The organism is Microbacterium murale (assembly GCF_014635185.1).
In the GTDB taxonomy this organism is placed as follows: Bacteria; Actinomycetota; Actinomycetes; order Actinomycetales; family Microbacteriaceae; genus Microbacterium; species Microbacterium murale.
Genome location: NZ_BMCM01000001.1, coordinates 19,814 through 45,505, shown reverse-complemented (window position 1 = coordinate 45,505; position 25,692 = coordinate 19,814). Strand labels below are relative to the sequence as shown.

The 25,692-nt window shown below is 66.7% G+C and carries 31 protein-coding genes; 25 read left to right on the top strand and 6 right to left on the bottom strand.

Going from position 1 to position 25,692, the window contains the following annotated elements; genetic code table 11:
• The first annotated feature begins 1 nt into the window (after position 1).
• The 11 genes from rplX to map all read left to right on the top strand — a co-directional run bounded on the left by rplX (position 2) and on the right by map (position 6,866).
• Entirely contained in the window at positions 2-361 is a 360-nt protein-coding gene (rplX, locus tag IEV67_RS00245) for a 50S ribosomal protein L24 (protein ID WP_188434539.1), read from the top strand.
• Positions 361-951 carry a 50S ribosomal protein L5 gene (rplE, locus tag IEV67_RS00240; RefSeq protein ID WP_188434538.1) on the top strand — a complete coding sequence of 197 codons (591 nt, stop codon included), beginning with the start codon at positions 361-363 and terminating at the stop codon, positions 949-951. The genes rplX and rplE overlap by 1 nt, the downstream gene beginning before the upstream one ends.
• Positions 952-1,075: 124 nt before the next feature.
• Positions 1,076-1,474, top strand: coding sequence for a 30S ribosomal protein S8 (rpsH, locus tag IEV67_RS00235; RefSeq protein ID WP_188434537.1), 399 nt, complete (start codon positions 1,076-1,078; stop codon positions 1,472-1,474).
• Between the two features lie 6 nt (positions 1,475-1,480).
• Positions 1,481-2,017, top strand: a complete 537-nt coding sequence (gene rplF, locus IEV67_RS00230) for a 50S ribosomal protein L6 (protein WP_188434536.1) — start codon at positions 1,481-1,483, stop codon at positions 2,015-2,017.
• Between the two features lie 2 nt (positions 2,018-2,019).
• On the top strand, positions 2,020-2,379 hold the full coding sequence (gene rplR, locus IEV67_RS00225; RefSeq protein WP_033106066.1) for a 50S ribosomal protein L18: 360 nt from the start codon (positions 2,020-2,022) through the stop codon (positions 2,377-2,379).
• Positions 2,380-2,399: 20 nt separating this feature from the next.
• Entirely contained in the window at positions 2,400-3,092 is a 693-nt protein-coding gene (rpsE, locus tag IEV67_RS00220) for a 30S ribosomal protein S5 (RefSeq protein WP_152594856.1), read from the top strand.
• On the top strand, positions 3,092-3,277 hold the full coding sequence (rpmD, locus tag IEV67_RS00215; RefSeq protein WP_033106068.1) for a 50S ribosomal protein L30: 186 nt from the start codon (positions 3,092-3,094) through the stop codon (positions 3,275-3,277). Before rpsE ends, rpmD begins: the two co-directional genes overlap by 1 nt.
• Positions 3,277-3,984, top strand: a complete 708-nt coding sequence (gene rplO, locus IEV67_RS18890) for a 50S ribosomal protein L15 (protein WP_229702577.1) — start codon at positions 3,277-3,279, stop codon at positions 3,982-3,984. The genes rpmD and rplO overlap by 1 nt, the downstream gene beginning before the upstream one ends.
• 103 nt (positions 3,985-4,087) lie before the next feature.
• Entirely contained in the window at positions 4,088-5,410 is a 1,323-nt protein-coding gene (gene secY, locus IEV67_RS00205; protein ID WP_188434535.1) for a preprotein translocase subunit SecY, read from the top strand.
• Positions 5,407-6,003, top strand: coding sequence for an adenylate kinase (locus IEV67_RS00200; protein ID WP_188434534.1), 597 nt, complete (start codon positions 5,407-5,409; stop codon positions 6,001-6,003). Before secY ends, IEV67_RS00200 begins: the two co-directional genes overlap by 4 nt.
• Before the next feature lie 14 nt (positions 6,004-6,017).
• Complete coding sequence (gene map / locus IEV67_RS00195; protein ID WP_188434533.1) at positions 6,018-6,866, top strand: type I methionyl aminopeptidase; 849 nt, start codon at positions 6,018-6,020, stop codon at positions 6,864-6,866.
• A 175-nt stretch (positions 6,867-7,041) separates the two neighbouring features.
• Here map and IEV67_RS00190 read toward each other — a convergent pair whose 3' ends face one another.
• A complete protein-coding gene (locus IEV67_RS00190; protein WP_188434532.1) occupies positions 7,042-8,070 on the bottom strand; it encodes a hypothetical protein in 1,029 nt (342 codons plus the stop codon).
• Positions 8,071-8,475: 405 nt separating this feature from the next.
• Here IEV67_RS00190 and IEV67_RS00185 point away from each other — a divergent pair, with 405 nt between their 5' ends.
• From IEV67_RS00185 to IEV67_RS00130, 12 genes are all read left to right on the top strand, one after another.
• Positions 8,476-9,138, top strand: a complete 663-nt coding sequence (locus tag IEV67_RS00185; protein WP_188434531.1) for a DsbA family protein — start codon at positions 8,476-8,478, stop codon at positions 9,136-9,138.
• 159 nt (positions 9,139-9,297) lie between these two features.
• Positions 9,298-9,519 (top strand): translation initiation factor IF-1, encoded by a 222-nt coding sequence (gene infA / locus IEV67_RS00180; protein ID WP_017201569.1) that lies wholly within the window; start codon positions 9,298-9,300, stop codon positions 9,517-9,519.
• A 60-nt stretch (positions 9,520-9,579) separates the two neighbouring features.
• Positions 9,580-9,696, top strand: coding sequence for a 50S ribosomal protein L36 (gene rpmJ / locus IEV67_RS00175; RefSeq protein WP_188434530.1), 117 nt, complete (start codon positions 9,580-9,582; stop codon positions 9,694-9,696).
• A gap of 129 nt (positions 9,697-9,825) precedes the next feature.
• Positions 9,826-10,200, top strand: coding sequence for a 30S ribosomal protein S13 (rpsM, locus tag IEV67_RS00170; protein WP_033106074.1), 375 nt, complete (start codon positions 9,826-9,828; stop codon positions 10,198-10,200).
• A 30-nt stretch (positions 10,201-10,230) separates the two neighbouring features.
• Positions 10,231-10,629, top strand: a complete 399-nt coding sequence (rpsK, locus tag IEV67_RS00165) for a 30S ribosomal protein S11 (RefSeq protein ID WP_033106075.1) — start codon at positions 10,231-10,233, stop codon at positions 10,627-10,629.
• A 145-nt stretch (positions 10,630-10,774) separates the two neighbouring features.
• On the top strand, positions 10,775-11,764 hold the full coding sequence (locus tag IEV67_RS00160; RefSeq protein ID WP_188434529.1) for a DNA-directed RNA polymerase subunit alpha: 990 nt from the start codon (positions 10,775-10,777) through the stop codon (positions 11,762-11,764).
• 34 nt (positions 11,765-11,798) lie between these two features.
• Positions 11,799-12,512 carry a 50S ribosomal protein L17, sunset domain variant gene (rplQ, locus tag IEV67_RS00155; RefSeq protein WP_188434528.1) on the top strand — a complete coding sequence of 238 codons (714 nt, stop codon included), beginning with the start codon at positions 11,799-11,801 and terminating at the stop codon, positions 12,510-12,512.
• 125 nt (positions 12,513-12,637) lie between these two features.
• A complete protein-coding gene (locus IEV67_RS00150; RefSeq protein ID WP_373284398.1) occupies positions 12,638-13,447 on the top strand; it encodes a sulfite exporter TauE/SafE family protein in 810 nt (269 codons plus the stop codon).
• A 45-nt stretch (positions 13,448-13,492) separates the two neighbouring features.
• Positions 13,493-13,960: an FAS1-like dehydratase domain-containing protein gene (locus IEV67_RS00145; RefSeq protein WP_188434527.1), complete on the top strand. Its 468-nt coding sequence runs from the start codon at positions 13,493-13,495 to the stop codon at positions 13,958-13,960.
• Positions 13,957-14,355: a MaoC/PaaZ C-terminal domain-containing protein gene (locus IEV67_RS00140; RefSeq protein WP_188434526.1), complete on the top strand. Its 399-nt coding sequence runs from the start codon at positions 13,957-13,959 to the stop codon at positions 14,353-14,355. Before IEV67_RS00145 ends, IEV67_RS00140 begins: the two co-directional genes overlap by 4 nt.
• Before the next feature lie 10 nt (positions 14,356-14,365).
• On the top strand, positions 14,366-15,511 hold the full coding sequence (locus IEV67_RS00135) for a UDP-N-acetylmuramate dehydrogenase (protein ID WP_188434525.1): 1,146 nt from the start codon (positions 14,366-14,368) through the stop codon (positions 15,509-15,511).
• Positions 15,512-15,550: 39 nt separating this feature from the next.
• On the top strand, positions 15,551-15,949 hold the full coding sequence (locus IEV67_RS00130) for a VOC family protein (protein WP_188434524.1): 399 nt from the start codon (positions 15,551-15,553) through the stop codon (positions 15,947-15,949).
• 10 nt (positions 15,950-15,959) lie between these two features.
• On the opposite strand, the gene IEV67_RS00125 is transcribed toward IEV67_RS00130, so the two are convergent.
• Together IEV67_RS00125 and IEV67_RS00120 are read right to left on the bottom strand one after the other, a co-directional pair.
• Positions 15,960-17,159 (bottom strand): pyridoxal phosphate-dependent aminotransferase, encoded by a 1,200-nt coding sequence (locus IEV67_RS00125; protein ID WP_188434523.1) that lies wholly within the window; start codon positions 17,157-17,159, stop codon positions 15,960-15,962.
• Positions 17,160-17,192: 33 nt separating this feature from the next.
• Positions 17,193-17,594 carry a hypothetical protein gene (locus IEV67_RS00120; RefSeq protein ID WP_188434522.1) on the bottom strand — a complete coding sequence of 134 codons (402 nt, stop codon included), beginning with the start codon at positions 17,592-17,594 and terminating at the stop codon, positions 17,193-17,195.
• Between the two features lie 130 nt (positions 17,595-17,724).
• Between IEV67_RS00120 and IEV67_RS00115 the strand changes: the two genes are divergently transcribed.
• Positions 17,725-19,434: an acyl-CoA dehydrogenase family protein gene (locus IEV67_RS00115; RefSeq protein ID WP_188434521.1), complete on the top strand. Its 1,710-nt coding sequence runs from the start codon at positions 17,725-17,727 to the stop codon at positions 19,432-19,434.
• Positions 19,435-19,484: 50 nt separating this feature from the next.
• Here the strand turns inward: IEV67_RS00115 and aceB are convergent, their stop codons facing one another.
• On the bottom strand, positions 19,485-21,140 hold the full coding sequence (gene aceB / locus IEV67_RS00110; RefSeq protein ID WP_188434520.1) for a malate synthase A: 1,656 nt from the start codon (positions 21,138-21,140) through the stop codon (positions 19,485-19,487).
• A gap of 28 nt (positions 21,141-21,168) precedes the next feature.
• Complete coding sequence (gene aceA, locus IEV67_RS00105) at positions 21,169-22,482, bottom strand: isocitrate lyase (RefSeq protein ID WP_188434519.1); 1,314 nt, start codon at positions 22,480-22,482, stop codon at positions 21,169-21,171.
• 138 nt (positions 22,483-22,620) lie between these two features.
• Between aceA and IEV67_RS00100 the strand changes: the two genes are divergently transcribed.
• The gene (locus IEV67_RS00100) at positions 22,621-24,072 is read left to right on the top strand and encodes a helix-turn-helix domain-containing protein (RefSeq protein ID WP_188434518.1); all 1,452 of its coding nucleotides are present in this window, start codon (positions 22,621-22,623) and stop codon (positions 24,070-24,072) included.
• Positions 24,073-24,171: 99 nt separating this feature from the next.
• Here IEV67_RS00100 and IEV67_RS00095 read toward each other — a convergent pair whose 3' ends face one another.
• Positions 24,172-25,680, bottom strand: a complete 1,509-nt coding sequence (locus tag IEV67_RS00095; RefSeq protein WP_188434517.1) for a PucR family transcriptional regulator — start codon at positions 25,678-25,680, stop codon at positions 24,172-24,174.
• Positions 25,681-25,692 lie beyond the last annotated feature (12 nt).

Here is a 25,692-nt window from a genome sequence, read left to right as displayed (position 1 = left end):
CATGGCGAAAATCAAAAAGGGCGACCTGGTTCAGGTCATCTCGGGTGCCAAGCCCGAGCGCGGCGGCGACCGCGGCAAGCAGGGCAAGGTCCTCGAGATCTTCGCCGAGCGCAACCGCGTCATCGTCGAAGGCGTGAACTACGTCACCAAGCACACCCGCGTCGGCCAGACGCAGCGTGGCACCAAGACGGGCGGCATCGAGACCATCGAGGCCCCCATCCACATCTCGAACGTCGCAGTCGTCGACCCCGAGACCAAGAAGCCGACTCGTGTCGGTCACCGGGTCGAGGAGCGGACCAAGGACGGCGTCAAGCGCACCGTCCGCGTGCGTTACGCGAAGAAGAGCGGTAAGGACCTCTGATGAGCACCGACACTGCCGCGCCGGCTGGCAAGATCCAGCCGCGCCTGAAGCAGAAGTACAAGGCCGAGATCCAGCAGAAGCTGCAGGACGAGTTCGGCTACAAGAACGTGATGCAGATCCCCGGCCTCGTCAAGGTCGTCGTCAACACCGGTGTCGGTGAGGCGGCTCGTGACAGCAAGGTGATCGATGGCGCGGTCGAGGACCTCACCAAGATCACCGGGCAGAAGCCGATCGTCACGAAGGCCCGCAAGTCCATCGCGCAGTTCAAACTGCGCGAGGGCCAGGCCATCGGCGCGCACGTCACCCTCCGTGGCGACCGTGCGTGGGAGTTCGTCGACCGTCTCGTCTCGCTCGCCCTGCCCCGCATCCGCGACTTCCGCGGCCTGTCGGGCAAGCAGTTCGACGGCAACGGCAACTACACCTTCGGTCTCCAGGAGCAGAGCGTGTTCCACGAGATCGATCAGGACAAGATCGACCGTGTCCGTGGATTCGACATCACCGTCGTGACCACGGCGAAGACGGATGACGAGGGTCGTGCGCTGCTGCGTCACCTCGGCTTCCCGTTCGCGGCCGACGACGCCAAGGCGTGATGCTCAGGACCCCTGCCCTGTCGGGTGGGGGTCCCGCATGCGCATACAATTGAAGATTGCGAATCATAGAAGGTCGTCTGTCGTGTAACGGCAGCCGAAACCTCATGAACAAAGGAAAACACCCATGACAATGACAGACCCGGTCGCAGACTTGCTGACCCGTCTGCGCAACGCGAACTCGGCACACCACGACTCCGTGTCCCTGCCGTCGAGCAAGCTCAAGACGCACATCGCCGACATCCTCCAGCAGGAGGGCTACATCGCAGGCTACGAGGTCACCGACGCACGCGTCGGCCAGAACCTCACCCTCACGCTGAAGTACGGCCCCAACCGGGAGCGTTCGATCGCGGGCATCAAGCGCGTGTCGAAGCCCGGTCTTCGCGTCTACGCGAAGTCCACGGAGCTGCCCACGGTCCTCGGCGGCCTCGGCGTGGCCATCCTGTCCACTTCCTCCGGTCTTCTCACTGACCGTCAGGCTGAGCAGAAGGGCGTGGGCGGAGAAGTTCTCGCCTACGTGTGGTAATTCGAAATGTCGCGTATTGGACGACTTCCCATCTCGATCCCCTCGGACGTCACCATCTCGGTCGACGGCCGTGCGGTCGCGGTGAAGGGCCCCAAGGGTGAACTCACCCTGAAGGTGGCCAGCCCCATCGAGGTCGCGGTCGAGGACAACCAGGTGGTTGTCTCCCGTCCCGACGACGAGCGCGAGTCCCGGTCGCTTCACGGCCTGACCCGCACGCTCATCAACAACAACATCATCGGCGTGACCCAGGGCTACACCAAGGGTCTTGAGGTCGTCGGCACCGGTTACCGCGTGCAGCAGAAGGGCAGCTCGGTCGAGTTCGCCCTCGGCTTCTCGCACCCCGTGCTGGTCGACCCGCCCGCCGGCATCACTTTCACGGTCGAAGGCAACAACAAGGTCACCGTGAGTGGTATCGACAAGCAGGCTGTCGGTGAGGCAGCTGCCAACATCCGCAAGATCCGCAAGCCCGAGCCGTACAAGGGCAAGGGCGTGCGTTACGCCGGCGAGATCGTGCGTCGCAAGGCCGGAAAGAGTGGTAAGTAACCATGGCTCTCAAGTCAAAGTCTGACGCCCGCGCGCGTCGTCACGCACGCCTTCGCAAGAAGGTCGTCGGCACCGAGGCGCGTCCGCGTCTGGTCGTCAACCGTTCGGCTCGCCACGTCTTCGTCCAGCTGGTCGATGACAGCAAGGGCATCACGGTTGCATCTGCATCCACGCTCGAGACCGAGCTGCGCTCGTTCGAGGGCGACAAGACCGCCAAGGCCCGCAAGGTCGGCGAGCTTCTCGCTGAGCGCGCGAAGGCCGCCGGCTTCTCCGAGGTCGTCTTCGACCGCGGTGGCAACCGTTATGCGGGCCGCGTCGCGGCCATCGCAGACGGCGCCCGCGAAGGAGGGCTGGCACTGTGAGTGACAACAAGGAGAACGAAGTGACCGAAACGGCTGCTGCCGCTCCCGAGACGGCCGCTGTCGTCTCCGAGACGGCTGCCGGCACGACTCAGGCAGAGCCCGCACGCGAAGGCCGCCGCGGCGGCCGTGACCGCAACCAGGGTGGCCGTGACCGCAACTCGCGCGATCGTGGCGACAACCAGTTCCTGGAGCGCGTCGTCACCATCAACCGCGTCTCGAAGGTCGTGAAGGGTGGACGTCGGTTCAGCTTCACCGCCCTCGTGGTCGTCGGCGACGGCAACGGTCTGGTCGGTGTCGGCTACGGCAAGGCCCGCGAGGTGCCTCTGGCCATCTCCAAGGGTGTCGAAGAGGCCAAGCGCAACTTCTTCCGCGTGCCGCGCGTCGGAACCACGGTTCCGCACCCGGTGCAGGGCGAAGCCGCTGCCGGTGTCGTGCTGCTGCGTCCGGCTGCTGCCGGTACCGGTGTCATCGCCGGTGGTCCGGTACGCGCCGTCCTCGAGTGCGCCGGCATCCACGATGTCCTCTCGAAGTCGCTCGGCTCGTCGAACACGATCAACATCGTGCACGCGACCGTCGCGGCCCTGAAGAGCCTCGAAGAGCCTCGTGCAGTCGCGGCTCGCCGTGGCCTCGAGTACGACGCCGTCGTTCCGGACATCATCATCCGCAACGAGGCGAAGGCCGCAGCTGCGGCCGCAGCGAAGGTAGGTGCCTGATGGCCGAGCGTCTCAAGGTGACCCAGATCAAGTCCAAGGTGAGCGAGAAGCAGTATCAGCGTGACACGCTGCGCAGCCTCGGTCTGAAGCGGATCGGCGACAGCACCGTCCGCCCCGACGACGCGCAGACGCGCGGTTACGTCAAGACCGTCGCACACCTCGTCAAGGTTGAGGAGATCGACTAATGGCTGAGAAGAACGACGCCGTCGAGGAGAAGGCCGCCAAGGCCCCCGCCAAGAAGGCTGCCGCTCCCAAGGCTGCGGCTGAGAAGGCTGCTCCGAAGAAGGCGGCTGCTCCCAAGGCTGCCGCGTCCAAGGACGCTGCCGAGAAGAAGCCCGCCGCGAAGAAGGCACCGGCCAAGACCGCTGCCTCCGACGCCAAGGCTGACTCCGCCGTCAAGAAGCCCGCTCCGAAGAGCAAGAAGGCGCCGAAGGCGGATGCTCCGGCATCCCGCCCCGGTGTGCTCAAGGTCCACCACCTGCGTCCGGTCCCCGGCGCCAACACCGCGAAGACCCGTGTCGGTCGCGGTGAGGGCTCCAAGGGCAAGACGGCCGGTCGTGGCACCAAGGGCACCAAGGCCCGCAACACCGTTCGCGTCGGCTTCGAGGGTGGGCAGATGCCTCTGCACATGCGCACCCCGAAGCTGCGCGGGTTCAAGAACCCGTTCCGCGTCGAGTACCAGGTCGTGAACCTGGAGAAGCTCGCGGAACTGTACCCGAAGGGTGGCGATGTCACCGTGGGCGACCTGGTCGCCAAGGGTGCTGTTCGCAAGAACGAGAAGGTCAAGGTTCTCGGAAACGGCGACATCGCCGTGAAGCTCACCGTCTCGGTCGACAAGGTCTCGGGTTCAGCCGAGCAGAAGATCGTGGCTGCGGGCGGATCCGTCAAGTAACCACTGCGCAAGAGGGGTCGGAGATTCTCCGGCCCCTCTCGTGCGTTACCCTGGTCTTTCAGCCTTTCCTCCGCGGAATGGCAACCTTTCAGGAGGAACGCCCTTGTTTAGCGCTATCGCGCGGATCTTCCGCACGCCCGACCTGCGTCGGAAGATCGGTTTCACCCTGGCGATCATCGCCATCTACCGGCTCGGCTCGCACGTGCCTGCCCCGTTCGTCCACTTCCCGAACGTCGAGGAGTGCCTGCGTCTCAACGCCGGAACCGAGGGGCTGCTCAGCCTGGTCAACCTGTTCTCCGGCGGCGCTCTGCTGCAGCTGTCGATCTTCGCGCTCGGCGTCATGCCGTACATCACCGCGACGATCATCACGCAGCTGCTGCGCGTCGTCATCCCGCACTTCGAGGCGCTGCACAAGGAAGGCCAGGCCGGCCAGGCCCGCCTGACCCAGTACACGCGTTACCTCACGATCGCTCTCGCGCTGCTGCAGTCGACGACTCTCGTCACCGTGGCCCGCAGCGGTCAGCTGTTCGGCACGACCGACATCGCCGCATGTCAGCAGCTGCTGACGAACGACGTCTGGTGGGCGCAGCTGCTCATCATCATCGCGATGACCGCCGGCACCGGCCTGATCATGTGGTTCGCCGAGCTCGTCACAGAGCGCGGCATCGGCAACGGCATGTCGCTGCTGATCTTCACCTCGATCGCCGCGACCTTCCCGTCGGCCATGTGGGCCATCTTCGAGTCGAACGGCCTCGAAGTGTTCCTCCTCGTTCTCGCGGTCGGGGTCGTCGTCACCGGTCTCGTCGTGTTCGTCGAGCAATCGCAGAGACGCATTCCTGTGCAGTACGCCAAGCGCATGGTCGGACGCCGCACGTACGGCGGAACGAACACGTACATCCCGATCAAGGTGAACATGGCGGGCGTGATCCCGATCATCTTCGCGTCGTCGCTGCTGTACATCCCGATGCTCATCGCGCAGTTCAACACCCCGCAGGACGGCTCAGAGCCGGCCGCCTGGGTCGTGTGGGTCTCGCAGAACTTCACCACGGGCGATCAGCCGCTCTACATGGCGGCGTACTTCCTGCTGATCATCGGCTTCACTTACTTCTACGTCGCGATCACGTTCAACCCGGTCGAGGTCGCAGACAACATGAAGAAGTACGGCGGATTCATCCCCGGCATCCGTGCCGGTCGTCCGACCGCCGAGTACCTGGACTTCGTGCTCACCAGAGTCACGTTCCCCGGGTCGATCTATCTCGGCCTGATCGCGCTCATCCCGCTGATCGCTCTGGCCACCGTGGGCGCCAACCAGAACTTCCCGTTCGGCGGCGCCTCGATCCTCATCATCGTGGGCGTGGGGCTGGAGACCGTCAAGCAGATCGACGCACAGCTCCAGCAGCGCCATTACGAAGGGCTCCTCCGTTGACAGCATCCACTCGACTTCTCATCGTCGGCCCTCAGGGCTCCGGCAAGGGCACGCAGGGCGTGCGCATCTCGGAGGCGTTCGGCGTCCCGGTGGTCTCCACCGGTGACATCTTCCGTGCGAACATCAACGGCGGCACCGAACTCGGTGCGCAGGTCAGCGAGATCACCGCTCGCGGCGATCTCGTGCCGGATGAGCTGACGAGTGAGATCGTGCGCGATCGTCTGTCGGATGAGGATGCTGCGAACGGCTTCGTCCTCGACGGATACCCGCGCAACGCGGTGCAGGTCGGTCACCTCGACGATTTCCTCGGCGGGCGCGGAGAAGCTCTGGATGCCGTCATCCTGCTGGACGTCCCACGCGAAGAGAGCATCGGCCGCCTGCAGTTGCGCGCGCATGAGCAGGGCCGGGCGGATGACACCGTCGAGGGCATCGCGCATCGTCTGGACATCTACGAGAAGGAGACGGCGCCGATCCTCGACGTGTACGGGGAACGCGGCATCGTCGACCGTATCGACGGCGTCGGCTCGCTCGACGAGATCACCGAGCGCATCTTCGCAGCGCTGGCGGCTCGCGGGCTCGCCGTCACCGTCTGATCGCCACCTCTGACATGTTCCGCCGCTCCATCTACAAGACGCCTGCCCAGCTGCAGGCGATGGTCGAGCCGGGGCTCATCACGGCCGCGGCATTGGATGCCGTGCGGCCGCTGATCCGCGCCGGTGTCACGACCCTCGAGCTCGACACGATCGCGAACCGCACGATCCGCGCGCGCGGTGCGGAGTCGAACTTCCAGCTCGTGCGCGGCTATCACCACACGATCTGCGTCTCCGTGAACCACGAGGTGGTGCACGGTATCCCCGGCGAGCGGGTGCTGCAGCCCGGCGACATCGTCTCCGTCGACTGCGGGGCGCAGTTCCAGGGCTGGAACGGCGACAGCGCCATCACTGTGGTGGTTCCGGATCCGACACGCTCTGCTCTGGTCTCGACGCGCGAGGAACTGTCGCGTGTGACAGAGGGCTCGATGTGGGCGGGCATCGCCGCGATGGCATCCGCCGGGAACATCGGCGAGATCGGCGCGGCCATCCAGGAGTACATCGAGGCGCAGGGCGTCTCGGAGGTGTCGGGGGAGACCTACGGCATCCTCCGCGAATACGTCGGCCACGGCATCGGCCGCAAGATGCACGAGGCGCCGAGCGTGTTCAACTACCGCACGCCCGACCCCGGCCCTGACGTCAAGCCCGGTCTGGTGCTGGCGATCGAGCCAATGGTCACCGCCGGTGGCGAAGAGACGTACATCGAGGACGACGACTGGACCGTCTCCACGGTCGACGGCACGGACGGTTCGCACTGGGAGCACAGCGTGGCCCGTCACGCGGACGGCATCTGGGTCCTGACGGCCCCCGACGGCGGCGCCGCCGGCCTCGCCCCCTTCGGCGTGGCTCCCACGCCCCTGGCCTAGCCCCGGGCGCCCGCCTCGCGCGCCTCGCGGGCTGGTGCCACTACCCGGGTGAGACATGGGTTGCTGCGTGAGACCCCACTGCGGGCATGGTGTCTCAAGCGGATCGTGGTGTCGCGCCGGCGCCAGAGAGACGCACATCGTTTGCTGCGTGAGACCCCACTGCGGGCGTGGTGTCTCACGCGGAGCGTGTTGTCTGCGATCGAGACGGCGCAGCGTTCATCCGCTGCGCCCGCGGCTTCTCGCGGGTGTGATCCCTCAGTGTCGCCAGCATCTCGGGCTGGGCGGCACGGACGCGCTGTACGCCCGCGGACTCCAACGCTCTGACCAACGGATTCACCTTCTGCGCACCGGCGAGATCCCATCGCGCGAACGGATGCTGATTGCGGCGAAGCCGTTCTTCTCGTAGTTTCTCCTCCCGGAGAATCCGTGCGCCTTCAGCAGGGTCCTCCAGCGCGTACTTGCCCCACCCGTCGGATTCACCGATGGCGCGGTTACCCCGAAAGTAGAAGTCGACGCGGTCTTCGCATCCTTCATATCGGAACACATGCTGCAGTTCGGGCGCCTCGAATCCGCACCATGCGATGACGGCGCGGCTGATGCTCTCACCGGGTGACTCGGACTGGCCCTCTGCACGGTCCCAGACCCAACGGGAGCGATTGCGCCCGCGGCGATTCGTCTGCGTCTCAGCGTTCGTGCGCAGTTCGTCCAATGACAGCAGGCCACCCTGCGCAGGGGAGATCGCGCTGTCCGCGACAGCGAGTGCTCGAGCCGGAGGCAGCACACGACTGAGGTCGATCACGGTCTCGCGGATGCCGGTCACCAGCACTCCGTCGATCCGCAGCACCTCGCGTGGCTCGTGACTGGCGTGGACGAAAACATCGCCGAAGCGTCGCGAGCGCAGCCGCTCAGGATCGAACACGTGGATGTCAGCCGTCTCGCCGAAGCCAGGGAGGCCGTGGGGGACGGCGGCTGACTCCAGGCAGAGGATCGCGTCCGGGTGCAGCCGAGCGAACGCGTGCACGCGGACGGCGTACTTGGTCCACGGCGGAAGGTGATCGAACTCCGCGCGCCGCACATAGATGCCTCGGCGGATGCGGCGCATCGTGCTCGGGACGAGGGGCACGCCGAGCATTCGCGCTTCGGATGTCGTGATGAGTGAGACGGGCGATGAGGTGACAGCCCGATCTGAGAGCAGGTGCGGCATCCGTGCATTCTGGTCGCAGCGGAGATGGCATCGGTGCGTGAAAGGCCCGTGCGGTGGATAACCACGACACGGCAGGACATGTGCAGCGCGAGTGACGGTGGAACTGAGGCAACAGTTTCTGCGTGAGACACCGCGCCTGCCATGGTGTCTCGCGCGGGAACTGATGTCACCGACCGACGAACCCGTGAGGCAACGGCTTGTGCGTGAGACACCGACTCGGACGTGGTGTCTCACGCAGCGGGTGATGTCACGCCCGGGGTCGGCGTGCGCGGGCATGGCGGAGACGTGGCCTCGGGGGCGAGGGGCGCTCACAACGGGTGCATAGACTTTGCAGGGACGATAGAAGCGTCCCCCACAGCATTTTCCGCGCCCCCGAGGCGTCCAGCACCAGGAGAACGAACAGCCATGGCAGCAGCAAAGAGCAACACCAATTGGTTCGCGATCGGCATCTCGATCGCGGTCGTCGTCGTTCTTGTGGCGCTCGGCGGGCTCGTGGTCTTCCTCAACAACCAGGCCAATGACCCCGGCACCGCGCCGCAGAGTGCGATCATCAACGATGAGACCGGCGCGATCGTGTTCGGCGACGGTGAAGACACCGTCGACACCTACGTCGACTTCATGTGCCCGATCTGCGGCGACTTCGAAAAATCCTATGGCGAGCAGCTGCAGACCGCCGCGGCGAACGGCGACATCACGCTGAACATCCACCCGGTGTCGATCCTGAATCGCGCCTCTCAGAACACCGAGTTCTCCACCCGTGCGGGCAGTGCAATGTACTGCGTCGCGGCCGAGGCGCCCGATGCGGCTTTGGACTTCTTCAACGCACTGTTCGCCAACCAGCCCGAAGAGAACTCGGCCGGCATCTCGGACGAGGACCTGGCCACTCTTGCGGAGCAGGCCGGCGCAGGCGCCGCGGCAGACTGCATCGCAGACGGCACGTACATGGACTTCGTCGACTCTCAGACCAAGGCCCACGACATCGCGGGCACTCCGACCGTCGAGGTCAACGGCAAGCGACTCGACCTGCAGGCCGGCGAGATCACCGAGATGGAGAAGCTGCTCGGCTGATCCGAGGCGCTCCGGCGCATCTCAAGTTGCCGGATCGCATCCGGATCGATAAGATAGACCGTTGGTGCCTTGCGCCGTGTTCCGGCATGTCCGTCCGGTGCGGCACCACATCACTCATCCACCGCAGATCGACCGGTCTGCAGAAGCGTCAGCGAGGCTATGGCTAAGAAAGACGGTGTCATCGAGATCGAGGGCGTGATCTCCGAGGCTCTGCCCAACGCGATGTTCCGCGTTGAGCTCAGCAACGGACACAAGGTCCTTGCGACGATCTCCGGAAAGATGCGGCAGAACTACATCCGCATCATCCCCGAAGACCGCGTGGTCGTGGAGCTCAGCCCCTACGACCTGACCCGCGGCCGTATCGTCTACCGCTACCGCTGATCGGTCGAGAAGTAACGGCACGCCATTGGGCGTGCACGAAGACAGCGAACAGGAAACACAATGAAGGTCAAGCCCAGCGTCAAGCCCATGTGCGATCACTGCAAGGTGATCCGCCGTCACGGCCGCGTCATGGTCATCTGCAAGAGCAACCCGCGCCACAAACAGCGCCAGGGCTGATCTCCGGATCCGACTCACAACTGAACACATAAAGGCAGGATCAAGAACTCACGCAAGTGAGGGACACCTCGGGACAGAGGCCCGGGTCCACATCCTGCTCCACACCTCTACACATCCCAGGAGAACCGCATGGCACGTCTTGCCGGCGTTGACATCCCGCGCGACAAGCGCGTGGTGATCGCCCTTACCTACATCTACGGCATCGGCCGTACCCGCTCCGTCGAGATCCTCAAGGCGACCGAGATCGACGAGTCGATCCGCGTCAAGGACCTCAGCGATGAGCAGCTGATCACTCTTCGTGACCACATCGAAGGCAACTACAAGGTGGAGGGTGACCTGCGCCGCGAGGTCACCGCCGACATCCGCCGCAAGGTCGAGATCGGCTCGTACGAGGGCATCCGCCACCGTCGTGGCCTGCCCGTCCGCGGTCAGCGCACCAAGACCAACGCCCGTACCCGCAAGGGCCCGAAGCGCACCGTCGCCGGCAAGAAGAAGGCCCGCTAAGCAGCGGCCAGGGAATAGGAGAACACTTTCATGGCTGCACCCAAGGCCGCCGCGCGCAAGCCGCGCCGCAAGGAAAAGAAGAACATCGCGCTGGGCCAGGCCCACATCAAGTCGACGTTCAACAACACGATCGTCTCGATCACCGACCCGTCCGGCGCTGTCATCAGCTGGGCATCGTCCGGTGGAGTGGGCTTCAAGGGCTCGCGCAAGTCGACCCCGTACGCCGCAGGCATGGCTGCCGAGTCGGCCGCCCGCCAGGCTCAGGAGCACGGCGTCAAGAAGGTCGACGTCTTCGTGAAGGGTCCGGGCTCGGGCCGCGAGACCGCGATCCGCTCGCTGACGGCCGCAGGCCTCGAGGTCGGTTCGATCCAGGACGTCACCCCGCAGGCGCACAACGGATGCCGTCCGCCGAAGCGCCGTCGCGTCTGACCCTGGCTGTCGAGTCGCTCGCCTGAGGGCGGGCGACTCACCGCCCTCCCGCGACGAGTTCGCGGACGGGGCTCAGACTTTCACAACTCAAGACCTCACCCCACCACATGTCATATAGCGGGCATGTGATCGAAAGGAACACAGAGTGCTCATTGCACAGCGTCCCACACTGACCGAGGAAAAGATCGCCGAGGACCGCAGCCGGTTCATCATCGAGCCGCTCGAGCCCGGCTTCGGCTACACCATCGGTAACGCGCTGCGTCGCAGCCTGCTCTCGTCGATCCCCGGCGCTGCTGTCACCAGCATCCGTCTCGACGGCGTGCTGCACGAGTTCAGCACCATCCCCGGCGTGAAGGAGGATGTCACCGAGATCATCCTCAACATCAAGCAGCTCGTCGTCTCGTCCGAGCGTGACGAGCCCATCACGGCGTACCTGCGCAAGACCGGTGCCGGTGAAGTGACCGCCGCTGACATCTCGGCTCCGGCCGGTGTCGAGGTCCACAACCCCGAGCTCGTCATCGCGACGCTCAACGACACCGCGAAGTTCGAGCTCGAGCTCACGATCGAGCGTGGCCGCGGCTACGTGTCGGCGACCCAGAACCGCAACGAGTACGCCGAGGCCGGGCAGATCCCCGTGGACTCGATCTACTCGCCGGTCCTCAAGGTCAGCTACCGCGTCGAGGCGACTCGCGCCGGTGAGCGCACCGACTTCGACAAGCTGATCCTCGACGTCGAGACGAAGAACAGCATGCTCCCGCGTGACGCCATCGCGTCGGCCGCGAAGACCCTGACCGAGCTGTTCGGTCTGGCCCGCGAGCTGAACGTCGAGGCCGAGGGCATCGAGATCGGTCCGGCACCCGTTGAGCCCGTGCTCTCCAGCGAACTGTCGATGCCGATCGAAGACCTCGACCTGTCGGTCCGTTCGTACAACTGCCTCAAGCGCGAGGGCATCAACACGGTGTCCGAGCTCGTGGCACTGTCCGAGACGCAGCTCATGAACATCCGCAACTTCGGCCAGAAGTCGGTCGACGAGGTGCGCGACAAGCTCATCTCGCTCGGTCTGTCGCTCAAGGATTCGGTGCCCGGTTTCGACGGCGCCCACTTCTACGGCGCAGGCGAAGACGAGTCCTTCTGACCTTCCCGAAATTCTGACCAGGAGTTAGATCAATATGCCTAAGCCCACCAAGGGTCCCCGCCTCGGAGGCGGCCCCGCCCACGAGCGTCTGCTGCTTGCCAACCTTGCCGCGGCTCTGTACACCCACAAGTCGATCAAGACGACCGAGACCAAGGCCAAGCGCCTTCGTCCGCTCGCTGAGCGCCTGATCACGTTCGCCAAGCGCGGCGACCTGCACGCCCGTCGCCGGGTGCTGTCGATCATCGGTGACAAGCAGGTCGTTCACACTCTCTTCACCGAGATCGCACCGCTGGTCGCCGACCGTGAGGGTGGCTACACCCGCATCACGAAGGTCGGAAACCGCAAGGGCGACAACGCCCCGATGGCAGTGATCGAGCTCGTCCTCGAGCCCGTCACGCCGAAGAAGAAGGCCACCGCCAAGGCTGAGCCGAAGGCTGAGAAGGCTCCGAAGGCCGCAGAGGCTCCGAAGGCCGATGAGGCCGCCGACGCCGGTGCCGAGTCGCAGGAGGAGGGCGCAGCCGCTGAGACTACCGCCGCCGCTGCACTCGTCGACGGTGGCTTCGGTGCCGACTCCGCCGCTGCGAACGAGGACGGCTCGGCGCCCGAGGGCTTCGACATCAAGGGCAACAAGGACTCGATGAAGTTCCACCGCCCCGACGGTCAGTGGTACGACGCGACGGTCGCCGAGGTCTGGTTCCGCACCGCCGAGGCCGCTGAGGCCGCAGGGTTCGTCGAGGCCGGCAAGTAACACGCCGCCCCGGAGTTCTTCCGCCGAGAAGGCCCGCCATCCCGTTCAGGGAAGGCGGGCCTTCTTGCGTTGCGCCGACGCTTCGGCCGGATGCCGGATGCCGGCGGCACCCGCGATAGTCTGACGTGGTGCCCGGAACCTCTGACGAACTCGCTCCACGGATCCGAGGCCCCCGCGCCTATGTGACCTTCGTCCTCATCGGACTCGTCGCCGGCCTCCTGTCCGGGCTCTTCGGGGTCGGGGGCGGGACGGTCATCGTTCCGCTGCTCGTGCTGTTCCTGAGCTTCGACCAGCGGCTCGCCGCCGGCACCTCGCTCGCGGCGATCGTTCCCACCGCGAGCGTCGGCGTGATCTCGTACGCGGCATCCGGATCCGTGGCGTGGATTCCCGCCCTCATCCTCGCCGCAGGCGCCGTGATCGGCGCCCAGGTCGGCACCCGCCTGCTGCCTCGTATCTCGCAGAGCGCACTGCGCTGGGGATTCGTCGGTTTCCTCGTACTGGTGATCATCAGCCTGTTCCTCGTGATCCCGTCACGCGCGGCCGAGTTCGAACTCGGCTGGCTGAACGGCGCTGGGCTCGCCCTCGTCGGCGTGCTCACGGGGATCATCGCGGGCCTCATCGGCGTCGGCGGCGGCGTGATCGTCGTCCCCGTGCTGATGCTCGTGTTCGGCACGAGCGACCTCGAGGCGAAGGGCACCTCGCTGCTGATGATGATCCCCACGGCGATCTCCGGCACGATCGGCAATCTCCGCCACCGCAACGTCGACCTGCTCGCGGCCGGCCTCATCGGCGTCTCGGCGTGCACGACGACCGCGCTCGGCGCGTGGCTCGCGACGCTGATCGACCCGTTCCTCGGCAACATGCTGTTCGCGGCATACCTCGTGGTGATCGCTGTGCAGATGGCGGTCAAGGCCCTCCGCATGCGCCGGCGCTGACCGCAGCTGTGCCGGGCCGCGGGCTCCGGTCGGTAGACTCGGACAGTGCCTGTGAACTCCGAACTGATCGGCAGGGAATTCCCGCCGACCCCGCCCTATCTGGTCGGCCGCGAGAAGGTGCGCGAGTTCGCGCGCGCCGTCTTCGCCGACGCTCCGCTGCACGTCGACGTCGACGCGGCGCGTGCGCTCGGATACGCAGACGTGGTGGCTCCGCCGACGTTCGCGATGGTCATCCAGGACCAGACGCTGCAGCAGCTGCTGAGCGAACCCGACTCCGGGATCGAGCTGGCGCGCACCATCCACGCCGAGCAGCGCTTCGCGTACACGCGCCCGATCGTCGCGGGCGACGAGCTGTCGGGGCGCCTCAAGGTCACCGGCATCCGCATGATGGCGGGCAACGCGATGATCACGAGTGAAGCGGAGATCACCGATGCGGCCGGCGAGCACGTCGTCACGGCGACGAGCGTGCTGCTCGTCGGCTCCGAGGACAACGACGGGGAGGGGAAGGCATGAGCTACACCGTCGGAGACGTCATCGCCGAGCGCACCATTCATCTCACGCGCGAGTCGCTGGTCCGCTACGCCGGAGCCTCCGGCGACTTCAACCCGATCCACTACCGTGACGAAATCGCGGCATCCGTCGGTCTGCCCGGCGTGCTCGCGCACGGCATGCTGACCATGGGTCTCGCGTCGTCTGTGGTCGTGGCGGCGCTCGGCGATTCATCGAAGATCACCGACTACGGGGTGCGTTTCACTCGCCCGGTCGTTGTCGATCCCGACAACGGCGCCGACGTCTCGGTGCTCGCCAAGGTCGGAGCGGTTGATGAGCAGAGCGTGCGCATCGACCTCACGGTGAAGCACGCCGACACGACGGTCCTCGTCAAAGCACAGCTGCGCGTCGTGCTCTGAGCCGCCCGACATGACCGAGATCACCCCCATCCCGCTCGCGCAGCTGACGACGCTGCGCACCGGCGCCGCCCCCGAGCGGATGCTGGATGCCACGAGCACCCCCGACCTCATCGACGCGCTGCGCGACACGTGGGCACGAGGGGATGAGTGGTTCGTGCTGGGCGGCGGATCCAACCTCTTCGCCGGCGATGAGCCCTTCTACGGCACGGTCATCCGTGTGCTGACCTCTGGCGTCGAACGACTTCCGTCCCCGCACGAAGGTCGGGTGCGCGTGCGCGCTCAGGCCGGGCACGACTGGGATGCCCTGGTCGCGTACACGGTCGAGCACGGGCTCGCCGGTATCGAGGCGATGAGCGGCATCCCGGGCACAGTCGGGGCAGCGCCGGTGCAGAACGTCGGAGCGTACGGGCAGGAGATCCAGTCGACACTGGTCGAGGTCGAGATGATCGACGAGTCGACCGGCGACGTCTCGACCGTGCCGGCATCCGAACTCGGGCTCGGGTTCCGCACCTCCGTGCTCAAGCACCACCATGGCGGCGTGCCGCTTCGACGTGCTGTGATCCTGTCCGTGACGCTGGACCTCGCGGACGTCGGCCCCGCCGGGCGCGTCGTGCGTGGTGAGCAGCTGCGACGTGCGCTCGGGTTGTCGGGCGACGCCGCCGAGCAGCCGGTGCCTCTCGAGTGGGTGAGGGAGCAGATCCTCTGGATCCGCGCGCAGAAGGGGATGCTGCTGAACCCCGCCGATCCGGACACCGCTAGTGCCGGATCGTTCTTCCAGAACGCGATCGTGGCGGAATCGGTCGCCCTCCAGCTGCCACCCGAATGCCCGAGATGGCCGGTCACGCCCGATCTGGATGCTGTGACCGTCATCCCGCTCGGCGCATACGACGGCTTCATCGCGCCGACGCCGTCCGCACGCAGCGAAGTCAAGGTGAGCGCAGCGTGGCTGATCGAGAACGCCGGCATCTCGAAGGGGTTCCGCCTGCCGCGCTCTCGCGCCGGAGTGTCGACCAAGCACGCTTTGGCGCTGACCAACAGGGGAGGGGCGACCGCCGCCGAACTGGCCGAGCTCGCCCGATTCATCCAGTCGCGAGTGCAGTCGGAGTTCGGACTGCTGCTGCAGCCCGAACCTGTGCTGATCGACGTCGATCTGTAAGAGTCTCGGCTGTACGAGGTCCGCGCTACACTCGCCCGCATGAGTGGACTCGTCCCGTACCTGTTCTTCCCCGGCAACGCCCGCGATGCGCTGACCTTCTACCACGAGGTGTTCGGCGGTGAGCTGTCGCTGTTCACGTACGAGCAGTTCAGCCGCACCGACGGACCCGGCGATGCGATCGCGCACGGCGCGGTGTCCGGCGCCGTCGAGCTGTTCGGCTCGGACGCCGGCCCCGATCAGGATGCCGTGCACATCGTCGGCGCGACCTTCTCGCTGCTCGGCACTGCCGAGGCTGCCGTGCTGCAGCGATGGTTCGCGCAGTTGTCAGAGGGCGGAACGAACGTCGACCCACTGCAGAAGCGCGCCTGGGGCGACTTCGACGGTCAGGTGACCGATCGCTACGGCATCCGCTGGCTCATCGGATATCAGGAGGAGTGAGCGCGTTGCACTAGGCGAACAGGCGCTGCAGGCGCTGCACGCCCTCCAACAGCTGGTCGTCTCCGAGCGCGTACGACAGGCGCAGGTAACCGGACGGGCCGAAGGCCTCGCCCGGCACGACCGCGACCTCGGCCTGATCCAGGATCAGATCCGCGAGTTCGAGTGACGTCGTCGGGGTCACGCCGCCCCACGTGCGGCCCAGCAGGCCCTGCACGTCCGGATACACGTAGAACGCGCCGAGCGGGTTCGGCACACGCACGCCATTGATCTTCGAGAGTTCGGCGACGATCAGGCGTCGGCGGCGATCGAACGCCTCGCGGAAGCGCTCCGACTCGTCCTGCGGGCCGTTCAGGGCGGCGATCGCGCCGCGCTGAGCGACGTTGTTCACGTTGCTGCTCAGATGTGACTGCAGATTGCCGGCGATCTTGATCGCGTCAGCAGGCCCGACCATCCAGCCCACGCGCCATCCGGTCATCGCATAGGTCTTGGCGACGCCGTTCACGAGGATCGTCTGCGCTGCCGCATCCGGAACAGCCTCCACGATCGAGGTCGCCTTGACGCCTTCGTAGGTGAGGTTCTGGTAGATCTCGTCGGAGATGATCCAGATGCCGTGCTCGACGGCCCACTCGCCGATCGCCTTCGTCTCCTCGGCCGTGTAGACCGCACCGGTGGGGTTCGAGGGCGAGACGAACACGAGCGCGGTGGTGCGCTCTGTGCGCGCCGCCTCGAGCTGCAGGGTGGTGACCTTGTAATCCTGATCGGCGCCGGCGAAGACCTCGACCGGGATGCCGTCGGCCAGGGCGATCGCCTCCGGGTAGGTCGTCCAGTAAGGGGCGGGCAGTAGCACCTCATCGCCCGGGTTGAGAACGGTCTGGAAGGCCTGGTAGACGGACTGCTTGCCGCCATTGGTGACGATCACCTGGCTGGGCGCGACCTCGAGGCCGGAATCGCGGAGGGTCTTGGCGGCGATCGCCTCGCGCAGTGCGGGAAGACCTGCCGCAGGGGTGTAGCGATAGTTCGCCGGGTCGGCGAGCGCCTCAGCGGCAGCATCCACGATGAACTGCGGCGTGGCGAAGTCGGGCTCGCCCGCCGCGTACGAGATGACGGGCTTGCCCTCGGCCTTCAGAGCCTTGGCCTTGGCATCCACCTTGAGGGTCGCGGACTCGGCGATGGCGGACAGTTTGCGGGAGAGAGGAGCGCGTTCGGTCACACCTCAGATGCTACTCGGATGCGTCAGCCCGTGTCAGAGCACAGCAGCGAACACGACGGTCATGATCGACGCGATGAATATCACGCTGGGCACCGCGATGAACGCGACGGCGACGCAGAGCGCGACCACTGCGGCCATCATGGGGAGCCGTCTCGGGAGCTGATCGACAGTTGGCGAACCTTTGGCAGCCTCGGGCATCGTGCCGATGACGAGCACTGCCGCGGTCGCGGCGACGGGCGTCCACCACAGCGCGTGCACGAGCAGAGTGGGAATCGGTGCCAGCCCGAACGCTCCATCTGTGAAGAACGTCGACGGGCGCTCCAAGAACAGCACGACGTTCGCGACGAGGATCACACCGCAGACTGTGCTGAGCACGAGTGAGACGATGCGCCGTATACGTGCCTCGATTCGGCGCCGTGGAGCGAGGGTCGACATGACGGCGAGCGTAATCGGCATCCCTCCCGCACCGCGCACGTTATCCACAGGGCTCGAAGCGCGAACGTCTAGTGATGAGACTCAGTCTCAGCTAAGATGGATCGGAGTCTCTCACCGTCAGGAGTCATCGATGACCGCCAACATCCCCTACGTCCCGCCCGTCGCCGACTACGCCTTCCTCTACGGGGAGGCGTTCGGCCGCGACATCGTCGCCACCGCGTCGGACGGCGCACTCACGGCCGAGGACGCCGTGGAGATCATCGCCGGCGCGGGTGAGTTCGCCGCGGAGGTCCTCGCTCCGCTCGATGCCGGCGGTGACAAGGCAGGCGCTCAACTCCGGGACGGCGACGTGCACCTTCCCGATGGCTTCGCCGAGGCGTACCAGGCACTCGTCGCGGCGGGCTGGGTCACCGCGACTGCCCCCGAGTCCGCCGGCGGCGACGGCCTGCCGGCATCGGTCGGCGCAGGACTCGGTGAGATCTGGAACGCCTCGAATGCCGCATTCGCCCTGTGCTGGATGCTGAGCTCCGGTGCGATCCATGCCCTCGACGCCGCGGCATCCGAAGAGCTTCGCGAGACGTACCTGACCAAGCTCGTCAGCGGCGAGTGGACCGGCACGATGAACCTCACCGAGCCGGATGCCGGCACCGATCTCGGCGCGATCCGCACGATCGCAACGCCGAGGGATGACGGATCGTGGTCGATCAGCGGGCAGAAGATATTCATCACCTGGGGCGACCATGACGCCGCGGAGAACATCGTGCACCTCGTGCTCGCCCGCACTCCCGGCGCACCGGACGGTGCCAAGGGGCTCTCCCTGTTCGTCGCCCCGCGTCTCCTGGTGAACGCCGATGGATCGCTGGGGGAGCGCAACCGGATCGAGACCGTCGCGATCGAGCACAAGCTCGGCATCCACGCCAGCCCCACCTGCGTGCTCGCGTACGAGGACGCCACCGGCTACCTCGTGGGGGAGCTGCATGGCGGGCTCGCCGGCATGTTCGTGATGATGAACTCCGCCCGCGTGGGCATGGGCCACCAGGCCACCGGTATCTCCGACCGTGCCTACCAGGGTGCCGCCTCGTACGCCGCAGGACGGCTGCAGGGGCGTGTGCTCGAACGACCGGCCGGCGCGACGATCGCCGAGCATCCGGATGTGCGCCGCATCCTCGGTTCCATGTCGAGCCAGGTGTTCGCCATGCGTGCGCTGTCGGTGTTCGTCGGGGACCTGTTCGATCGTGCCGACAGCGGCGAAGACGTGCTCCGCATGGCCGAGCTGTTCGTCCCCATCCTCAAGGGGTGGACGAGCGAGGAGGCGCTCCGGGTGACGTCCGACGGCATCCAGGTCTACGGAGGCATGGGATTCATAGAGGAGACCGGGGCCGCGCAGCACTATCGGGATGCCCGCATCGTGCCGATCTACGAGGGGACGACGGCGATCCAGGCGAACGACCTCATCGGACGCAAGGTGCTGCGCGATCGGGGGGCGACCGTCGCCGAGTTGTTCTCCGAGATCGAGCGGACGGTGGAAGCACTGCAGGGTGCGCCGCTCGCGGATCGGTTGACTCGCGCGCTCGACGCCGCTCGCCGCGCTACCGACGCGGTGCTCGGATTCGCCGAGTCTCCGCGCGATGCGTACGCCGTCGGCGTTCCCTACCTCATGCTGCTCGGCACCCTCGCCGGCGGCTGGATGCACGCGCTCGCCGCGGTCGCGGTCTCGGCGCATGAGACGCCGACCGAGGCGGATGCCGCGCGCCTGACGGATGCCGGCTTCTACGCCGCCCACCACCTGCCGCGCGTGCTCGCGCTGGCGGAGACCGTCGCTGCCGGCGAGATTCGCTGATCACGCGAAGGGCCGGATGCCGCAGCATCCGGCCCTTCGTGTGTTCGCGGTCAGTCCGTCTCGACCAGGAACTTCGAATATGCCGAGGTGGTGAGGAACGCGGGGAACTCCGCGCCCAGCGACACCTCATGGAAGAGATCGGCGGCGTCGTCGAACCGGTCGCCCGCAGAGCGAGTGGCCTGCGCCAGCACGTCGGTGATCAGTCCTTCGATGTACTCCGGCGTGATGCGGGTGCCGTCCTCGGTGGAGCGATCCTGGTGGATCCACTGCCAGACCTGTGAGCGCGAGATCTCCGCGGTCGCGGCATCCTCCATCAGGTTGTCGATCGCGACGGCGCCGAGCCCGCGCAACCATGCCTCGATGTAGCGGATCGCCACCGAGACGTTCTCGCGCACTCCCTTGCTCGTGATCGGGCGACCGATGCGCAGATCCAGCAGGTCCTCCGCACGCACGCTCACATCGTCGCGCTGGCGGTCGAGCTGGTTGGGGCGGCCGTCGAGCACCGCATCGAACTCTGCCTGCGCGGTCGGGATCAGATCGGGGTGCGCGACCCACGTGCCGTCGAAGCCGTCTGCGGCCTCGCGCTTCTTGTCAGCGGCGACCTTCTCGAGGGCCGTGGCCGTCGCCTCGGGGTCGCGGCGGTTCGGAATCGATGCACTCATGCCGCCGATCGCGAAGGCTCCGCGCTTGTGGCACGTCTTCACGAGCAGCTCGGTGTATGCGCGCATGAACGGCACGGTCATCGTGACCTCACTGCGGTCCGGCAGCACGAAGCGTGCGCCGCGACCGCGGTAGTTCTTGATGATGGAGAAGATGTAGTCCCAGCGTCCGGCGTTCAGGCCCGCGCAGTGATCGCGCAGTTCGAACAGGATCTCGTCCATCTCGAATGCTGCCGGCAGGGTCTCGATCAGCACTGTGGCGCGGATCGTGCCGTGCTCGATGCCGATGTAGTCCTCGCTGAAGGTGAACACGTCATCCCACAGCTTGGCCTCTTCGCTGGACTCCAGCTTGGCGATGTAGAAGTACGGCCCGCGGCCGGACTCGATCAGTGCCTTCGCGTTGTGCAGGAAGTAGAGTCCGAAGTCGACGAGCGATGCGGATGCCGCCATGCTGCGCCCCGTGCGGTCGACGAACGTCAGGTGCTTCTCGGTGAGGTGCCAGCCGCGCGGTCGCATCACGATCGTGGGCGTCTGCTCGGCAGTGACCTCATAGGTCTTGCCTTCGGGAGACGTGAAGCTCAGCTCGCCGCGGATGGCGTCGCGCAGCGAAAGCTGGCCGCCGATCACGTTCGCCCAGGTGGGGCTCGTGGCATCCTCCTGGTCGGCGAGCCAGACCTTCGCACCGGAGTTCAGCGCGTTGATCGTCATCTTCGGATCAGTCGGCCCCGTGATCTCCACGCGGCGATCCTCGAGCCCTGGGCCCGCACCGGCGACCTGCCAGTCGGCATCGTCGCGGATGTGGCGGGTGTCATCGCGGAAACGGGGATCGTGGCCGTTGCCGATCTCGAAGCGGCGGCGCATGCGGTCGGCGAGCCGATCATGCCGGCGTCCGGCGAAGCGGTGGTGCAGTTCGCTGAGGAAGGCGATCGCCTCTGGTGTGAGGATCTCGTCGAAGCGGTCGCGCTGCGGTCCGGTGACATGCAGGGCAGGACCCTGCTGGATGGTCTGCGTCGGAGCGGTGGTCGGTGGGGCGGTGGGAGTTGTCATGATCTGAATCCTTAGGAAGGGGCGTGGATCAATGGAATTGTGCGGCTTCGGTGGAGCCGGCGAGGGCGAGCGTGGCGCTTTCGGGGTTGAGCGCCGTGGAGATGACGTCGAAGTAGCCGGTGCCCGCCTCGCGCTGGTGCTTGGTGGCGGTGTAGCCGTCTGCCTCTGCGGCGAACTCGGCCTCCTGCAGCTCGACGTATGCGCTCATGGCGCGATCGGCGTAGCCGCGGGCGAGGTCGAACATCGAGTAGTTCAGGGCGTGGAAGCCGGCCAGCGTGATGAACTGGAATTTGTAGCCCAGGTCGGCCAGCTCCTGCTGGAACGTCGCGATCTCGGCATCCGACAGCTTGCTCTTCCAGTTGAAGCTCGGCGAGCAGTTGTACGCGAGCAGCTTGCCGGGGAACTCGGCGTGCACGGCCTTCGCGAACTCGCGGGCGAGCTCGATGTCCGGCTCGCCGGTCTCGACCCAGATCAGGTCGGCGTGCGGCGCGAACGCGAGTCCGCGGCTGATCACCGAGTCGATGCCGGGGCGGATCCGGTAGAACCCCTCGCTGGTGCGCTCGCCGGTCGTGAACGCCTGGTCGCGCTCATCGACGTCGCTCGTGAGCAGGTCGGCGGCGAGAGCATCCGTGCGAGCGATGATCACCGTCGGGACTCCTGCGACGTCGGCCGCGAGCCGTGCCGCGTTCAGCGTGCGGATGTGCTGCTGGGTGGGCACCAGCACCTTGCCGCCGAGGTGGCCGCACTTCTTCTCACTGGCCAGTTGGTCCTCCCAGTGGATGCCGGCGGCACCCGACTGGATGAGGGACGACGCCAGCTCGTAGGCGTTCAGCGGACCGCCGAAGCCGGCCTCGGCATCCGCGACGATCGGAGCGAGCCAGTCCTGCGTGGTGTTGCCCTCCGCGTGCTCAAGCTGGTCCTGACGGATCAGGGCGTTGTTGATGCGGCGGACCACGGCGGGCACCGAGTTCGCCGGGTACAGCGACTGGTCGGGGTAGGTCTGACCGGCGAGGTTGCCGTCCGCGGCGACCTGCCAGCCCGAGAGGTAGATCGCCTTCAAGCCTGCGCGCACCTGCTGCACGGCCTGGCCACCGGTGTACGCGCCGAGTGCACGGACGTAGTCCTCGGTGTGCAGCAGGTTCCAGAGGTTCTCCGCGCCCCGGTGGGCGAGTGTGGACTCCTCGCGAACAGAGCCGCGGATGCGGATGACGTCCTCAGCCGTGTACGTGCGCTCGACGCCGTCCCAGCGGGGGTCGGTGTCCCAGATCTCCTGGAGCTCCGCCGCGGTCTGCGTCTGGTCTCCGGCTCGCAGGCCGGCGGGGCGAGGTGCGATGTTCGTCATGGCGTCTCCTTCGTTGGATGATCCCCGGTAGCGAAACCGGGTGGCTTGACACCACTCTGAGTGAAGTTCCACCCTCGGACTGAACATTCGCGGTGTGAAGATTGATCGAATTTCTGCAAACGTGACAGAATTGGCGCCATGAGCACCGTTGACGCCGCAGAAGACACCGACGCCCTCACCATCGGCCGCCGCATCCGGCAGCTCCGCACGGCCCGCGGGATGACGCTCGAAGATCTCGCCAGCGCGGTCGAGCGGGCGCCCAGTCAGCTCTCGATGATCGAGACGGGCAAGCGCGAGCCGAAGCTCACCCTGCTGCAGGCGATCGCCCGCGCGCTCGGCACCGGCATCGATTCGCTGCTCGAGGGCGAGCCGCTCGACGAGCGCAGCGCCGTGGAGATCGCGCTCGAGCGGGCGATGAAGGGGCAGACGTTCCAGGCGCTCGGGATCGATCCGTTCCGCATCGCCAAGAGTGTGCCGACTGATGCTCTGAAGGCGATGCTCGCGCTGCACAGCGAGATCGATCGGCTGAAGGATGAGCGCGCTGCGACGCCGGAGGAGGCCCGCCGTGCCAACGTCGAGCTGCGCCACCTGATGCGTCGGCAGGACAACCACTTCGCAGAACTCGAGACGAAGGCATCCGAGATCCTCGAAGCCGTCGGGCACCCCGGCGGTCCGCTGACTCAGCGCACAGCATCCGAGATCGCCGCCTATCTCGGCTTCACTCTGCACTACGCCCCCGACCTGCCGCAGACCACACGCAGCGTCGCCGATCTGGCGAACGGTCGGCTGTATCTGTCGAGCAGCGTGCCGGCCAAGGGCGACGCGCGCACCGCGGTGCTGCAGGCGCTGTCGAGCCGGATGCTGGGGCATTCGGAGCCGCGCAGCTATGCCGAGTTCCTGCGTCAGCGGGTAGAGACGAACTACCTCACCGGCGCTCTGATGATTCCTGAGGCGCATGTCGTGCCGGCATTGAAGGCGGCGAAGGAGCGTCGGGCGATCTCGATCGAAGATCTGCGCGATGCGTACTCGGTGTCATACGAGACCGCGGCGCACCGCTTCACGAACCTGGCCACGAGGCACCTCGACATCCCGGTGCACTTCCTGAAGGTGCATGAGTCGGGCACGATCACGAAGGCGTACGAGAACGACGACGTGAACTTCCCGACCGATCGGCTCGGTGCGATCGAGGGGCAGATGTGCTGCCGCAAGTGGACCAGCCGCGTGGTCTTCGACGAGGACGACCGATTCAACCCGTACTACCAGTACACCGACACGGGCAACGGCACCTACTGGTGCACGGCGCGGGTCGAATCGTCCAGCGAGGGCCTGCACTCGGTGAGCGTCGGCGTGCGATTCGACGACACCAAGTGGTTCGTCGGGCGGGACACCACGAACCGCGGCGTATCGAAGCACTCGGTGGAGGTGTGCTGTCGCCGGGCGCCGGCCGACCTTGAGGAGCGCTGGCGTGAACAGTCCTGGCCGAACGTCAAGACCCCGCGCACGCTGCTCGCGACGTTGCCGACCGGGGCGTTCCCGGGGGTCGACACGACGGACGTGTACGAATTCCTGGAGGCGCACGCGCCGCGCTGATCTGGCCGGGCACGGAGCGGTCCACACCTCGTACTGCGTGAGACCACATATCGCAGCTGGTGTCTCACGCAACGAGCGATGTCTTCGCGGCATCCCCGCTCAGTCGCGGGCGGTCTGCAGCGCCGCCCACAGCTCGGCGCGGGCGGGGAACGAACTCAGATCGAGGTTCAGAAGCCCGGCCGCCTGGGTGATCCGTGACCTGAGCGTGTGACGGTGGATGCCGAGAGCCACGGCCGCCGATTCGTAGCGCGCATCGTGCTCGAGCCAGATCCGCAGCGAGTGCTCCAGCTCGGAGTGCGCACGGATCGGCGCGAGCCGTGAGTCCGCGACCAGTCGAGCCTCATCCGTGGCGAAGGCGGTGAGGATGCTGGATGCCACGGTGTCCACGTAGCGCACCGCCCCCTGATCGTTGTGTCTGAGCGCCACGACGGCCTGGGCGTGCGCCTTGGAGAAGGCCCCGTACCCCTCCGGCTCCGAGACTCCGAGGCGGATGCCGAAACGCGTCGCGACCTCGTCGAACAGGCCCTCATCGCCGGCGGAGACGCAGATCGTCAGCCCCTCGTCCGACGAGGCGGCGAACACTGCAGTGCCGTGCTCGGTCTGCCAGCGATCCCACCACTCGGCGATCGCATCCGCAGGGGCATCGGCATCCGCCACGGCAATGACCACGGGGGAGACCGGAAGCGAGCCGAGCACGCGACGCGCGAGGGTCGGATCGTCGAGAAGCAGCGAGGCGAGCACCTGAGAGCGCAACCGCCGCCGGCCGCGCTCGAGCTGGTCGTTCTGCTCGAGAGCGAGCCCGGCCATCGCGATCACCGATGTCACGACCGCACGCGCTTCGGGATCGAGCGAGGCCGTCCCGACGGCGATCACACCACGCAGGTGACCGCTGCGGCCCAGGGTGAAGAGCGTGAACGACTCCGATCCGAGCGTCAGCGACTGTCCGGCCTGCCCACCCCTGGTGATCAACTCGGTGGCGCGCAGCGAGAGGTCGGCCACGTCGTGGGCGGGCAGCCTGTCGTGCGGATGCTCGTGCACCAGCGCGCCGGTCGCATCGAACATCCCCACCCATCGCTCTAGCCGGCGCGCCAGCTCGGACAGCGTGGATTCCAGCCCCCGAGGCCGCAGCGCCGCGCGTGCGAGTGCCCGCTGCGTCTCCAGTGCCCACGTGCGCCTGGCATACGCCTGCGCGGCGATCGCCTCGGAATGCGCTCGGGCGACGGCGATGAAGGGCGTGTCGTACGGCACCTCGAACAGCGGGATGCCAGTGGCCTCGCACGCGTCCACCAATTGCTCGGGTATCGCGGAGCGCGTTCCGCTCGTGCCGAAGCCGATCCCGGTGCCGAACCCCAGCCCGACGACGCCGCGAGCGGCGAGGCGATCGACGTACGCGCCGATGCCGGCGTCGTCCTGCCCCTCGAGCTGCGCCCCGGTCGTCAGAAGCGCGAGGTCGTCGGCGAGGAACGGCGTGGGGTCGGCGAGATCCGAGGAGTGCACCCAGCGCATCGGCCGATCGAGTGCGCGTGCGCGCAGCGCGCTCTCGGCGGAGACGAGACGCAGCCCGAGATCGCGACGTCGCAGCAGCGCGCGCAGCGTCGGCTGGTCCATGAGCTACTCCGT

Coding starts and splice junctions, on each gene's coding strand:
- rplX (WP_188434539.1), top strand. CDS start 2: ATGGCGAAAATCAAAAAGGGCGACCTGGTTCAGGTCATCTCGGGTGCC.
- rplE (WP_188434538.1), top strand. CDS start 361: ATGAGCACCGACACTGCCGCGCCGGCTGGCAAGATCCAGCCGCGCCTG.
- rpsH (WP_188434537.1), top strand. CDS start 1,076: ATGACAATGACAGACCCGGTCGCAGACTTGCTGACCCGTCTGCGCAAC.
- rplF (WP_188434536.1), top strand. CDS start 1,481: ATGTCGCGTATTGGACGACTTCCCATCTCGATCCCCTCGGACGTCACC.
- rplR (WP_033106066.1), top strand. CDS start 2,020: ATGGCTCTCAAGTCAAAGTCTGACGCCCGCGCGCGTCGTCACGCACGC.
- rpmD (WP_033106068.1), top strand. CDS start 3,092: ATGGCCGAGCGTCTCAAGGTGACCCAGATCAAGTCCAAGGTGAGCGAG.
- rplO (WP_229702577.1), top strand. CDS start 3,277: ATGGCTGAGAAGAACGACGCCGTCGAGGAGAAGGCCGCCAAGGCCCCC.
- map (WP_188434533.1), top strand. CDS start 6,018: ATGTTCCGCCGCTCCATCTACAAGACGCCTGCCCAGCTGCAGGCGATG.
- IEV67_RS00190 (WP_188434532.1), bottom strand. CDS start 8,070: ATGCCGCACCTGCTCTCAGATCGGGCTGTCACCTCATCGCCCGTCTCA.
- IEV67_RS00185 (WP_188434531.1), top strand. CDS start 8,476: ATGGCAGCAGCAAAGAGCAACACCAATTGGTTCGCGATCGGCATCTCG.
- infA (WP_017201569.1), top strand. CDS start 9,298: ATGGCTAAGAAAGACGGTGTCATCGAGATCGAGGGCGTGATCTCCGAG.
- rpmJ (WP_188434530.1), top strand. CDS start 9,580: ATGAAGGTCAAGCCCAGCGTCAAGCCCATGTGCGATCACTGCAAGGTG.
- rpsM (WP_033106074.1), top strand. CDS start 9,826: ATGGCACGTCTTGCCGGCGTTGACATCCCGCGCGACAAGCGCGTGGTG.
- rpsK (WP_033106075.1), top strand. CDS start 10,231: ATGGCTGCACCCAAGGCCGCCGCGCGCAAGCCGCGCCGCAAGGAAAAG.
- rplQ (WP_188434528.1), top strand. CDS start 11,799: ATGCCTAAGCCCACCAAGGGTCCCCGCCTCGGAGGCGGCCCCGCCCAC.
- IEV67_RS00140 (WP_188434526.1), top strand. CDS start 13,957: ATGAGCTACACCGTCGGAGACGTCATCGCCGAGCGCACCATTCATCTC.
- IEV67_RS00135 (WP_188434525.1), top strand. CDS start 14,366: ATGACCGAGATCACCCCCATCCCGCTCGCGCAGCTGACGACGCTGCGC.
- IEV67_RS00130 (WP_188434524.1), top strand. CDS start 15,551: ATGAGTGGACTCGTCCCGTACCTGTTCTTCCCCGGCAACGCCCGCGAT.
- IEV67_RS00120 (WP_188434522.1), bottom strand. CDS start 17,594: ATGTCGACCCTCGCTCCACGGCGCCGAATCGAGGCACGTATACGGCGC.
- IEV67_RS00115 (WP_188434521.1), top strand. CDS start 17,725: ATGACCGCCAACATCCCCTACGTCCCGCCCGTCGCCGACTACGCCTTC.
- aceB (WP_188434520.1), bottom strand. CDS start 21,140: ATGACAACTCCCACCGCCCCACCGACCACCGCTCCGACGCAGACCATC.
- aceA (WP_188434519.1), bottom strand. CDS start 22,482: ATGACGAACATCGCACCTCGCCCCGCCGGCCTGCGAGCCGGAGACCAG.
- IEV67_RS00100 (WP_188434518.1), top strand. CDS start 22,621: ATGAGCACCGTTGACGCCGCAGAAGACACCGACGCCCTCACCATCGGC.
- IEV67_RS00095 (WP_188434517.1), bottom strand. CDS start 25,680: ATGGACCAGCCGACGCTGCGCGCGCTGCTGCGACGTCGCGATCTCGGG.